Consider the following 11,713-nt stretch of genomic DNA (forward strand, 5'->3'; position numbering starts at 1 on the left):
CGCGCTGGGCCATGCCGTGGACCTCTGACAGTTTGACGTCGTAGCCGGCCGCGACCGCGACCTTCGCGAGCACGTCGCCTGCGAGGATGGTGCCCTGACCGCCCACGCCGGCGAGAACGACCGTGACCACGCCGCTCATCGCGAGCCCCGCACTTCGCACGCCTCGCCGGCCTCGACGATGGCATCGTACCGGCACACTTGGACGCACTGGCGGCAGCCGACGCACAACGACACGTCGATCTCGGCCTTCGAGTCCTCGCCGCGCGAGATGGCCGGGCATCCGAGCTTGATGCAGGCCCCGCAGGCCGTGCACAGCTCGGCGTCCACGGCGTACGGCTGCTTCTTGTCGCGCACCAGCAGCGCGCACGGTGCGCGGCTGATGACGACGCCGGGGCCCTCGGCCGCGAACCTCTCCCGGAACGCCGCCTCCGTGCCCGTGAGGTCGTGCGGGTCGACCGTCCGCACGTCGGTGATGCCGAACGCCGCGCACATCGCCGGCAGGTCGAGCTCGACGGTCGGCTCGCCGGCCAGCGTGCGCCCCGTCATCGGGTTGTCCTGGTGGCCGGTCATCGCCGTGATGCGGTTGTCGAGCACGACGACCGTGGCGGTCCCCTTGTTGTACGCGAGGTCGAGCAGCCCGGTGATGCCCGAGTGGGAGAAGGTCGAGTCTCCGATGACGCCCACCACGGGCCGGCCGTGCTCCGCGCCCGCCAGTGTCATCCCGTGGGCCATGCCGATACTCGCGCCCATGCACACGCAGGTGTCCATGGCCGTCAGCGGCGGCAGCGACGCCAGCGTATAGCAGCCGATGTCGCCCATGACGATCGCCTTCAACTTGCGCAGAACGTGGAAGAGCCCGCGATGCGGACAGCCGGGGCACATCAGCGGCGGGCGGGCCGGCAGGTCACCGAACGGCTCGCGCATCTCGGGCGCGGCAGCGCCGAACACGGCCGCGACGGCGCCCACGGACAGCTCCCCCCGGGGCGGGAGCGCAACGTCCTCGACCGCGATCCCGAGCGCCCTCACCCTCGTCTTGAGGTAGGTGTCGGCCTCCTCGACCACCGCGAGCCGCTCCACGGACGCGGCGAACGCGCGGATGCGCTCCTCGGGCAGCGGGAACGTCATCCCGAGCTTCAGGACCGACGCCTCCGGCAGCGCCTCTCGCACGTACTGGAAGCCCGCGCCGGAGACGAGGATCCCGAGCGACGAGTCACCGTGCACCTCGCGGATGCCCGCCCACTCCTCGGCCCACGCCGCGATCTGACCGACCCTCCGGTCGAGCTCCACCCTTCGGGCGCGCGCGTTGCCGGGCATCATGACGTACTTCGCGGCCTTGCCGGCGTACTCGCCGGTCTCGCGCTCCTCGCGCGCGCCGCCCGTCTCCACGAGGCTCTTCGAGTGCGAGACCCGCGTGGTGCTGCGGACGATCACGGGCGTGTCGAACCGCTCGGAGATCTCGAACGCGAGCTTCGTGAACTCGAGGGCCTCTGTGCTGTCCGACGGCTCGAGCACGGGCACGCGGGCGAACGCCCCGTAGTTGCGCGTGTCCTGCTCGTTCTGCGAGGAGTGCATGCCGGGGTCGTCGGCGACGAGGATGACCAGGCCGCCTTCGACGCCGGTGTACGCGAGTGTGAACAGCGGGTCCGCAGCGACGTTGAGACCCACGTGCTTCATGGTGACGAGCGCGCGCCGTCCGCTCAGGCTCACGCCCGCGCCGACCTCGAGCGCCACCTTCTCGTTGGGCGCCCACTCGGCGTAGGCGCCGGGCATCTTGACGAGGTTCTCGAGCGTCTCGGTCGAAGGCGTCCCGGGGTAGCCGACGCCCGCTGCGACGCCCGCCTCCCAAGCTCCGCGCGCGACGGCCTCATTGCCGGACAGGAGCTCTCGCGGCACCGCGTCCCCTCACGTGCGCCGGCGGCCGCAGAAGCGGCCGCGCCAACGGTGACGGAAATGGTACCACAGCAGGTCAGGCACGCCGCGCGTGTGCACAACGAGTGGTGCTGCGCACCCCGCGGACGGCCGTCGCGGCCCGGGCGGCGCGCGTCAGAACCGCGACGCGCCGACGTAGTCGTGCTTCGAGGCGATGCGGTCGGTCAGCGACGCGAACTTCACCACGTCGCCGGTGTTGGGCGCGTGGATGAAGGTGCCGTTCGTGACGTACATGCCGACGTGGTGCACGCGGTCCGGATTCCCGTTGCGGCCGAAGAAGACGAGGTCGCCGGGGAGCAGCAGGTCGAGGCGGTCGGGCGGGATGTGCTGCCCGGCGCGGAACTGCGAGCGGCTCGTGCGGGGAAGCGCGATGCCGATCTGGCGGTAGCAGTACCACATCAGCCCCGAGCAGTCGAAACCTGACGGCGAGGCGCCGCCCCACACGTACGGTACGCCGAGGTACTGCTGGGCGATCGCGACGACCTCGGGGTGACCCCCGCGCAGCTTCGAGGGGTCGAACACGTAGGTGCCGCCCCTCGCCGACGCCGCGGCACGTCTCGCCGCCTCGGCAGCCGCGGCCTCCTGCCGCTTCCGCTCCTCGTCGATGAGCCGCTTGACGTCGGCGTTGACCGCGGCGAGGTACTTCTCCCGCTCGGCGATCTTGCGCTCGATCGCCTCCTTCTTGACCTTCTCGTTCTCACGCAGGACGACGAGCTCCGCCTCGCGGGACTCCAGTGCCTTCTCGGCGGCCTCGATGCGCGCTTTCGCCTGCCTCACCGCCGCCACGGCTTCCGCGTCGCGGCGCGAGATGCGCCGCAGCAGGTCCATGCGGTTGAGGAAGTCCTGGAACGACGCCGTCCCGAGAAGCACGCCGACAGGGTCGATCGCGCCGCGCCGGTACATGCCGTTCACGCGCCGCGCGAGCACCTCGCGCGACCCAGCGAGCTCGAGCTCCGCCGCGGCGAGCTCGGCCTCGGTCTCCGTGATCTTCAGGCGCGTGGCGTCGAGCGCCTCGGTGACGGCGTTGTACTCCTCGACCTGCTCCTCGAGATCGGCGTTCATCTCGTCGAGCTGGCTTTGGATCTGCGCCGCCTCGGCCTGCTTGGCCTGGATGGCCGCGTTGGTCGGCTCCGCACGCGCCGACAACGGCGACGACAGGAGCAGGGTGGCCGTCACGAGATGTGCGACGGCGCGGACCGGGCATCGTGGAAGAAGCGACGACACGGCGCCTCCGGCTGCGTATCAGTGCTGCATGTGCGGGCCGCGTGGCCGGGCGCGGCCCGACCGCTCGAACTACCCTTGCATGGTACCATGAACGGGTTGTCCGGAGCCCTCCCACACGAGGTCTCCGCAGGTCACGCGAGGAGGATGCCCGTGCGTTCGCGGCTCGTGCAGGCCGTCGTCGCACTCGTCGCCGTCGCGGCGCTCGCAGGCGCCGTGCCCGTCACGCACGCGCAGACCGCCGCCGATGACCTCGAGGCCGCCAAGTCGCGGGCGCTCGAGCTCCAGGACCGCATGGACGAGGCCGAGGCCCAGCGGCAGTCGCTCGCCACCCGCATCGAGGTACTCGACGCCACGATCGTCCGTCAGCGCGACGTCGTCGCCCGGGCGGACGCGGACGTGCAGGCGGCGACAGGCACCTACCACGCACGGCTCGTCGCCATGTACAAGGCCAAGCGCCCGGACGCCATCACGCTGCTGCTGAACGCGCGCACCATCGGGGACCTGCTCGCGCGCGCCGTCCTGCTCACACGCATCGCCGAGGCGGACAAGCGCGTCATGCGCGACGCTGTGGCGATGGCGGACGAGGCCGCCCACCAGGAGGCGGTCCTCGAGGACCTCAAGGCGCAGGAGACCGCGCTGCGCCGCGAGCAGGACGCGCGGATCGCCGACCTCAGCACCATGCTCGCCGAGCAGAACGCGCTCGTCGCGCGCCTCACTGAGGCCGCGCGAAAGGAGCTCGAGGCCCGCATACAGGCCGGGAAAGGTGCGCGGCAGCAGTGGCGCGCCAGCTCGGTCCCGATCGGTACGACGTTCACGCTCACGGAGGCCGCGGTCGACGACTATCCGGGCACCGGCTGGCTCATCCCCGACTTCCGCCCGCAACGCTTCAAGGTCGCCGGCGAGGCGTTCACCGCGAAGTGCTCGTGGTACGGCCCGGGCTTCAACGGCAAGTCGACCTCATCGGGGCAGATCTTCAACCAGGACGACTTCACCTGCGCCGACAACTGGCACCCGTTCGGCACGTACCTCGCGCTGCAGCGCAACGACAAGCGGATCATCGTGCTCGTCAACGACCGGGGGCCTTTCCTGTGGCAGGGCGGCCGCTGGGTGCCGCATCCCATCCGCAAGCTCGACCTCTCGAGAGCGTCGGCGTACGCGCTCGGATTCTCAGGCGTGGCCGACGTGCGCATCCAGCCGGTCGTAGCGGTTCCGTAGGCGCGAGGACGCCCCCGGCGCACGCGCCGAGGGCGTCCTCGCGCACGCGCTGCTCTGTCGCCTCAGTCCACGTGGATGAGCGAGACGACCTTGGAGTCTTGCGGCAGCTTGTCGCGGCCGTGCAGGAAGTCGAGCTCGATGAGGAACGCGAACCCGGCGACCTTGGCGCCCATGTTCGCCGCGAGCGCCGCCTTGGCCGCCGCGGTGCCTCCGGTCGCGAGCACGTCGTCGACGACGAGCACGACGTCACCGGCCGAGAACGCGTCCTCGTGCACCTCGAGCGTGTCGGTGCCGTACTCCAGCGCGTACTCGTGGCTGGTGGTCTTCCACGGGAGCTTCCCCGGTTTGCGCGCGGGCACGAACCCGGCGCCGAGCACGTAGGCCAGCGCACCGGCGAAGATGAAGCCGCGCGCCTCGGCGCCCATCACCTTGGTGACGCCGGCCTCGCGGAACTCCGAGGCGATCATGTCGATGGAACTGCGGAAACTGGCTGGGTTGGCGAGCAGGGGCGTGATGTCCTTGAAGACGATGCCCTCCTGCGGGAAGTCCGGGACGTCTCGGATGTACTCCTCGAGGTTCACTTGCCCTTCTCCTCACTTCTCGTCGGGTCCGGTCGGGGCCGTTGCGGCCGACTTGCACGGTATACGAGCGGGCGGGCCTTCTGCTACAGGATGACGGCGAGCGCTTCGAGCTGTTCGGGCGAGCCGAGCGCAATCAGCCGGTCGCCGTCGCGCAGGACGAGCTCGGGACGCACCTCCGCCACGGCGCCCTCGGCCGAGATCACCGCGAGGATGTGTGCGCCCGTACGCTCGCGCACGCCGGCCTGACTCACGGGCATCCCGGCGACGGCCGACCCATTCGGGACCTCGAACTCCTCGATCCGGAAAGGGATCTGGTCGCTGTGCGTGACGAGCTCGAGGTAGCTCGAGACGACCGGGTGCAGGACCATCGCCGCCATGCGCCGCCCGCCGATGACGCTCGGAGTGATGACCCGCTCGGCGCCGGCGCGGCGCAGCGTCTGCTCGGCCGACTCCGTCGAACTGCGGGCGACCACGCGCAAGGCCGGGTTCATGGTGCGGGCGGTCAGCGTCACGAAGGTGTTGTCGGCGTCCGTGTCGAGCGCGCACACGAGGGAAGCCGCCCGCTCGACCCCGGCGGCGAGCAGGACGGCCTCGTCGGTGGCCTCGCCGTGGACGTGCAGCCATCCGGCCGCATGCGCGCCGGCGAGCACCTCCTCGTCGCGGTCGATCACCACGAAGTCGGCGCCTTCCTCCGCAAGCGCCTTGGCGACCACCGAGCCCACGCGCCCGAGGCCCGCGATGACGTGGTGGCCCGACAGCTCGTCCATCGTCTTCTTCATGCGCCGCTCCTCGAGCATCTCCCGGAGGTGTCCCTCGACCATGTACTCAACGAACGTGCCCACCGCGAACGCCAGCGCGCCGACACCGCCGAGGATGAGCGCCATCGCGAAGACGCGCCCCGCCGGTGAGAGCGGGTGGACCTCCTGGAATCCCACGGTCCACACGGTGATGACCGTCATGTAGGCCGCGTCCAGCAGCGGCCATCCCTCCACGATCATGAAGCCCGCCGTGCCGATCACGAGCACCGCGGGCGCGAGCAGCAGGGCGATGACGAGGCGGTTCCGCACCGCTACAGCAACGCTTCCTCGCGCAGCCGCGCCACGTAGGGCAGGTTCCTCAAGGTCCCCCTGAGGTCGAGGCCGTAGCCGACCACGAACTCGTCGGGGATGCGGAACCCCCGGTAGGCGATCGGCAGGTCGACGATCCGGCGCACGTCCTTGTCGAGCAACGTGCACACCTCGAGTCCCGCCGGCTGGCGCGCCTTGAGCATCCGGAGCAGATAGTTGAGCGTCAGCCCCGTGTCGATGATGTCCTCGACCACGATCACGTGCCTGCCGTCGATCGGGTCGTCGAGGTCCTTGGTGATACGCACGACGCCCACGGCGCCGGCCTCGTACCCGCTGACCGCCATGAAGTCCAGGTGGACGTCGAGCGGGATGGCGCGCGCGAGGTCCGCGAGGAAGAACAGGCCGCCTCTAAGGACGGTCACCAGCGTGACCTCGTCGCCCGCGTGGTCGGCGCCGATCTGTGCACCGATCTCCGTCACACGCTCCGCGATCGCGGCCTCAGCGACCAGAACGCTGTCGACCTCGGCGGGCAGCGGCTCCCCGACCGTCATCCGCCCGTGTCCTCCCCCGCCGGAGCCAGGCCGCCTCCGTCCGCGTGCGGGCGCTCGGCGACCGGGATGCCGTACTTGAGCAGCAGGGCGCGGAAGTCCTTCTGGTAGAAGACCTTGATGTTCACGTCGGGGTAGAGTTCCTTCAGGCGCCGCACCTTGCGGTTCTTCTTCGTGACGAGCTTCTGGCTCATGGTGGTCAGCTCGATGTACAGGTCGAGGTCGGGCAGGTAGAAGTCGGGCGCGAAGTACGCGATCACGGCCCCGTGCGCGTCCCACTCGATCGGGAAGCGGGTCGGCTCGTAGTCCCAGCGGATCCGGTAGAAGTCGAGGATCTGCGCGGCCATGCGCTCGCTCGGATGGGCGAATGACGTCGATGCGACCTTGTCTGAGACAGGGAGTCCGACGGGCCCGGTTCCGTGCTCCTGTGTCATCTTCCGCTCAGGTGTCGTCGCCGAACGTCTTGGACAGCGCACGCGCGAGCAGCGTGCGCTTCAGCTCGCCGGTCAGGTCGCCGATCTCGCCGAGGGCCTCGGCGAGCTTCTGCCGCGTCTCCGGCGTGCGGTGCCGGAAGGCCGGCATGAGCACCTGCTCGAAGAAGGACGCCTCCCGTGCGGCGAAGGTCTCGTACATGCGCAGGTGCCTCGGCTCGACGCCGTAGCGGCGCAGATCCCAACAGGTGTGCGCGATGACGACGTCGGCGGCGGGCAGTTCGGCACCCTGCTCGCCGCGCCCGAGGGCGACGATGCCGTATTCGGCGAGCTCCTTGATGAACGACACCGGCAGGCCGAGCGCTGTCGGCGCCTGGTCGACCGGCACGGCAGTCCCCCTGTCGGCGGGAAGCGAGCTGAGCTCGCCTTGGGCAGCCGTGCCCCGCAGCTCGGCCGGCATGCGGCCCTTGTCGATCTCCTTGAGGCGGTCGCGTATGACCGCCAGCGGCAGGAAGTGCTCGCGCTGCAGCCGCAGGACGAGCTCGACGCGGGCGACGTCCGTGTCCTTGAACTTGCGATACCCTCCAGCGGTACGCTCGGGCGCGATCAGCCCCTCCTCCTCGAGGAAGCGCACTTTGGAGATGCTCACGTCGGGATAGGTCGCCTTCAGCTTGTCGACCACCTCCCCGATGGTGAGGTAGTCGCGCTCTCTAGCCTTCATCGGCCGCCGCCGCCCGTGAACGACATGAGGAACCGGCCGATGCGGACGGAATCGCCGTGCCCGAGGATCGCGCTGTCGACCCGGACCCCGTTCACGTAGGTGCCGTTCAGCGACCCCGCGTCCTCGATCCCCACCACGCCGGCGGCCGCGCGCAGCACCGCGTGATGGCGCGAGACGGTGACGTCGTTGAGGAACACGTCGCACGCAGGGTCGCGGCCGATGGTGAGCTCGTCGCGGTCGAGGAAGAAGCGCTCCCCGGCGTCAGGGCCGCTGCGCACGGTGAGCGACGGCACGGCCGCGGGGGCCTCGCTCGGGCCGGCCTCCACGGAGCCGACCGGCGCGAAGTCCTCGGTGGCGCCCTCCAGGACCGCACCGCACGCCGCGCACTCGCGGTGGTTGGCCTCTATGGGCGATCCGCATGCGGGACACTCCGGCATCGCGATCGTGGTCCTTCCGGCGCCCTAGTCCGAGAAGCCGAACTCCCGGCGCTGGAACGCGTCGGAGATCTGCTGCTCGAGAGCGGACGCGACCTCAGGGTTCTCGAGGACGTGCCCGAGCCGCTCCTCGCTCAGGCGGTTCTTGACGTATGGGTCGTGCAAAGCGTCGGTGAGCTTGCGCCCGTTGTGCACCTCTCGGATGACGTACTCCACGACGCGCTCCTCGATGGCATCGATGGCCATCTCGTCGAGGAACGCCTGAAGCTTCTCCTGGATCGTCGACACGTGCCCTCCTCGCAAAGTGCTGGTCCGTGCGGTCCCGTCGCGGGCTAGTCGTCCCCGTCGCCGTCGCCGTCGTTATCGTCGTCGAGCGCGCCGGTGACGTCGAAACGCGCGCCGCCGCGCACGTCCGAGGCCAGGATGTCGATCAGCCGCTCGATGTCCGCGCCGGAGATGACGTCCTCGCCGGCCTCACGCTGCGCCTTCATGCGCCGCACGAGTTCCGCCCGCAGGATGTCGATCTTGCCGTGGAGCACGCGGCGGCGGTAGCTCAGCCGCTGCTCCTCCTCGTGAAGCGTGTCGAGGATATCCCGCAGCTCCTCGTTCGACTTGCCCTCGAGTCCCAGAAGGACCGAGTCCGAGCCTTCGTTCTCGCCCATGGCGCCCTCCACATCCACGGCTGCCTGCGTGATTGTACCGCATCGCGCGGACGTCGGAACGTGTCCGCTCGGCCGCCTCGTACTCTGACCCTATACCGCAGGTCTACCCTGTCTCACACGTCGCAGGCGGCGTCGACCGCGCGTCGGGCGGCCCGTTCGCGCTCGTCGGCCGTGAGCTCACCGGGGGTGAACGCGACCCCGAGCCCGGCGCCGAACCCCTCGACGAGCGCGCGTTCGACCTGCTCGGGGCCGGGCGTCTCGCCGAGCACCTCGGCCAGACCGACGGCCGCAACCGCGAGCCGGGCCTCCGCAGGCCCGTCCAGACGGAACAGCGCCGCCTCGAGCGCGACGTCGCGCTCGATCACGACCGATCCGTGCTGCAGCACGGCGTCGCGCCGCCACACCTGCGCCGAGCCGGACAGCTTGGCGGCGCCGAGAGACAGGTCGGCTCGCGTCGCATGAAGGTAGCACGCACCCGACCGCGCGCCACGATCGCGTCGCGTGAGCTCCGCGGGCACTCCGAGCAGCCGGAATGCCGAGGTCAGCCCCTCGCACAAGTGTGCGTACGAGGCCGCAGTGCCTCGAGGGACACCGTCATGCACCGTGGCGGCCACCGAATACGTGACCTCCCGGCCGTGGAGCACGCCTCGGCCGCCCGTCGGCCGGCGGACCACCGGGACGCCCTCGCGCGCGCGGACGGCCGGGGCCACGTCGGCCAGTCGCTGGAACCTGCCGAGCGAGACCGTCGGACGGTCCCAGCGGTAGATGCGCAGGGTCGGCGGACCGCCGTTCGCCACGGACTCGAGCAGCGCTTCGTCGATCCCCATGTTCATCGCGCCGTCGACCGCGCCGTCGACGATGAGCCGCCACTCGCGAGCCATGCCGCCGCGCTCCTCTACCCCGCGGGACGCCAGCGCAGCTCGGGCTGCTTGACCGCGCGCGCCTCATCGAGCCGGCGCACGGGCGTCGTGTACGGCGCGCCGCGTACGAGCTCGGGGTCCTCGGCGGCCTCTCGGGCGATCGCGGACAGCGCGCGGGCGAGCGCATCGAGCGCGGCGAGCGGCTCGGTCTCGGTGGGCTCGATCATGAGCGCCTCCTCGACGAGCTGCGGGAAGTAGACCGTCGGCGGGTGGATACCGTGGTCGAGCAGCCGCTTCGCGACGTCGAGCGTACGCACCCCGTGATCGCGCTTCAGCGCGGAGCCCGAGAGCACGAACTCGTGCATGCAGCCGCGCCCGTACGGCACCTCGTAGACGTCCTCGAGCAGCGCCTTCAGGTAGTTCGCCGACAGCACGGCCTGCTCGGCGACCTCGCGCAGCCCGTCACCGCCCACCGCCCGCAGGTAGGTGTACGCGCGTACGAGCACGCCGAAGTTCCCAAGGAACGAGCGCACGCGCCCGATGGAACGCGCCGGCGCTTCCAGCGCCAGCGTCCCGTCCGGCGCGCGGACCGGCAGCGGGCCGGGCAGGAGCTCGGCGAGCTCGGGTGTCACGCACACGGGGCCCGCGCCGGGCCCGCCCCCGCCGTGCGGGGTCGCGAACGTCTTGTGCAGGTTGATGTGCAGCGCATCGAAGCCCATGTCGCCCGGGCGGGCCACGCCGAGGATCGCGTTGAGGTTCGCGCCGTCGCAGTACGCGTACGCGCCGGCCTCGTGCACGGCCGCGGTGATCTCACAGACGTTGGGGTCGAACAGCCCCAGCGTGTTCGGGTTCGTGAGCATGAGCGCGGCGACGTCCTCGTCCAGGGCCGCACGTAGCGCCGCGACGTCCACGAGCCCGTGCCCATCGCTCGGCACGGTGACCGTCTCGTACCCGCACATGCTGACGGTGGCGGGATTCGTGCCGTGCGCCGTGTCCGGGATCACCACCTTGCGCCGCGCGTCGCCGCGCTCGGTCAGCGCCGCGCGGAACACGAGCAGGGCGGTGAGTTCGCCGTGGGCCCCGGCGGCCGGCTGCAGCGTCACGCCGGGCAGGCCCGACACCTCGCCGAGCGCTTCGGCGAGCGACGCCATCAACTCGAGCGCGCCCTGCACGGTGGCGGCCGGCTGAGACGGATGCAGGCCGGCGAAGCCTTCGAGCCGGCACGCGTCCTCACACACGCGAGGGTTGTGCTTCATGGTGCAGGATCCGAGCGGGTACGTGCCCGAGTCCACGCCGAAGTTCATCTCGGCGAGGTGGCCGTAGTGCCGCATCATCTCGAGCTCCGTGACGTGCGGCAGGACCGGCGGCATGCGCCGTGCGGCGCCGCCGAGGGCCTCTCCCAGGTCGACGTCGGGCACGTCGAGCGCCGGGGCGCCGACGCACGCGGACTCCGGCACGCCGAGCTCGAAGATCGCCTCGCGCGGGCCGCGGGCAGGCGCTCCCGCAGGCGTGTGTACCAGCCGCTCGCTCACAGCGCCGCCACCTCCGCTGCGAACGCGTCCATCTGCGCGCGGGTGCGCCGCTCCGTCACCGCGAAGGTGACGAGCGCGTCCTCGGAGACGACCCCGGCGAGATAGCCGCGCTCGAGCATCGCCGCGTGCATCGCGACGGCGTCGCCGCCGAAACGCAGCGTGAACTCATAGCCGAAGGGCGCCTCCCAGGGCGCCGAGAAGCGGCCGGTGGCCAGCAGCGCGCCGCGCAGGTGGTGGGCCTTCGCGACGCACGCGCGGGCGATCCCGGCCAGCCCGTCGCGGCCCACGGCCGCGAGGTACGCGCCGGCGGCCAGCGCGTTGAGCGCGTGGTTGCTGCAGATGTTGCTCGTCGCCCTCTCACGGCGGATGTGCTGTTCGCGCGTCGAGAAGGTCAGCACGAAGCCGGTGTCGCCGTCGGCGTCGACGGTCCGGCCGACGATGCGCCCGGGCATCTGCCGGACGTGCCGCTCGCGGCAGGCGAACAGGCCGAGGCCCGGCCCTCCGAAGCT

The 11,713-nt window shown here is 71.0% G+C and carries 14 protein-coding genes and 1 pseudogene; 1 reads left to right on the forward strand and 14 read right to left on the reverse strand.

The window, feature by feature from the left end; all coding sequences use genetic code 11:
* The 3 genes from FDZ70_02055 to FDZ70_02065 form a co-directional block, all read right to left on the reverse strand.
* Positions 1-139, reverse strand: a 139-nt coding sequence (locus FDZ70_02055) for an indolepyruvate oxidoreductase subunit beta (GenBank protein TLM80108.1), incomplete at its 3' end; no start/stop codon positions are given.
* On the reverse strand, positions 136-1,893 hold the full coding sequence (gene iorA, locus FDZ70_02060) for an indolepyruvate ferredoxin oxidoreductase subunit alpha (GenBank protein ID TLM80109.1): 1,758 nt from the start codon (positions 1,891-1,893) through the stop codon (positions 136-138). The genes FDZ70_02055 and iorA, both read right to left, overlap by 4 nt.
* Positions 1,894-2,043: 150 nt before the next feature.
* Entirely contained in the window at positions 2,044-3,105 is a 1,062-nt protein-coding gene (locus FDZ70_02065) for a hypothetical protein (GenBank protein TLM80110.1), read from the reverse strand.
* 3 nt (positions 3,106-3,108) lie between these two features.
* On the opposite strand from FDZ70_02065, the gene FDZ70_02070 reads away from it, so the two are divergent.
* Positions 3,109-4,368, forward strand: coding sequence for a hypothetical protein (locus FDZ70_02070; protein TLM80111.1), 1,260 nt, complete (start codon positions 3,109-3,111; stop codon positions 4,366-4,368).
* Between the two features lie 62 nt (positions 4,369-4,430).
* On the opposite strand, the gene FDZ70_02075 is transcribed toward FDZ70_02070, so the two are convergent.
* The 11 genes and pseudogenes from FDZ70_02075 to FDZ70_02125 form a co-directional block, all read right to left on the reverse strand.
* A complete protein-coding gene (locus FDZ70_02075) occupies positions 4,431-4,949 on the reverse strand; it encodes an adenine phosphoribosyltransferase (GenBank protein TLM80112.1) in 519 nt (172 codons plus the stop codon).
* A gap of 83 nt (positions 4,950-5,032) precedes the next feature.
* Positions 5,033-6,016, reverse strand: coding sequence for a potassium channel protein (locus FDZ70_02080; GenBank protein TLM80113.1), 984 nt, complete (start codon positions 6,014-6,016; stop codon positions 5,033-5,035).
* A 2-nt stretch (positions 6,017-6,018) separates the two neighbouring features.
* Positions 6,019-6,549, reverse strand: a complete 531-nt coding sequence (gene hpt / locus FDZ70_02085) for a hypoxanthine phosphoribosyltransferase (protein TLM80121.1) — start codon at positions 6,547-6,549, stop codon at positions 6,019-6,021.
* Positions 6,550-6,563: 14 nt separating this feature from the next.
* On the reverse strand, positions 6,564-6,911 hold the full coding sequence (locus FDZ70_02090; GenBank protein TLM80114.1) for a hypothetical protein: 348 nt from the start codon (positions 6,909-6,911) through the stop codon (positions 6,564-6,566).
* Positions 6,912-7,005: 94 nt separating this feature from the next.
* Complete coding sequence (locus FDZ70_02095) at positions 7,006-7,716, reverse strand: MerR family transcriptional regulator (GenBank protein TLM80115.1); 711 nt, start codon at positions 7,714-7,716, stop codon at positions 7,006-7,008.
* Entirely contained in the window at positions 7,713-8,153 is a 441-nt protein-coding gene (locus FDZ70_02100) for an FHA domain-containing protein (protein TLM80116.1), read from the reverse strand. The genes FDZ70_02095 and FDZ70_02100 overlap by 4 nt, the downstream gene beginning before the upstream one ends.
* 24 nt (positions 8,154-8,177) lie before the next feature.
* A complete protein-coding gene (locus tag FDZ70_02105) occupies positions 8,178-8,438 on the reverse strand; it encodes a hypothetical protein (protein ID TLM80117.1) in 261 nt (86 codons plus the stop codon).
* A gap of 110 nt (positions 8,439-8,548) precedes the next feature.
* Positions 8,549-8,812, reverse strand: a pseudogene (locus FDZ70_02110) (hypothetical protein).
* A gap of 113 nt (positions 8,813-8,925) precedes the next feature.
* The gene (locus FDZ70_02115; protein TLM80118.1) at positions 8,926-9,693 is read right to left on the reverse strand and encodes a lipoate--protein ligase family protein; all 768 of its coding nucleotides are present in this window, start codon (positions 9,691-9,693) and stop codon (positions 8,926-8,928) included.
* Between the two features lie 14 nt (positions 9,694-9,707).
* Positions 9,708-11,204: a glycine dehydrogenase subunit 2 gene (locus tag FDZ70_02120; protein TLM80119.1), complete on the reverse strand. Its 1,497-nt coding sequence runs from the start codon at positions 11,202-11,204 to the stop codon at positions 9,708-9,710.
* On the reverse strand, positions 11,201-11,713 hold a 513-nt coding region (locus tag FDZ70_02125; GenBank protein TLM80120.1), incomplete at its 5' end, for a glycine dehydrogenase. The genes FDZ70_02125 and FDZ70_02120, both read right to left, overlap by 4 nt.

The sequence above is a fragment of the Actinomycetota bacterium genome (assembly GCA_005774595.1).
Classification (GTDB): domain Bacteria; phylum Actinomycetota; class Coriobacteriia; order Anaerosomatales; family D1FN1-002; genus D1FN1-002.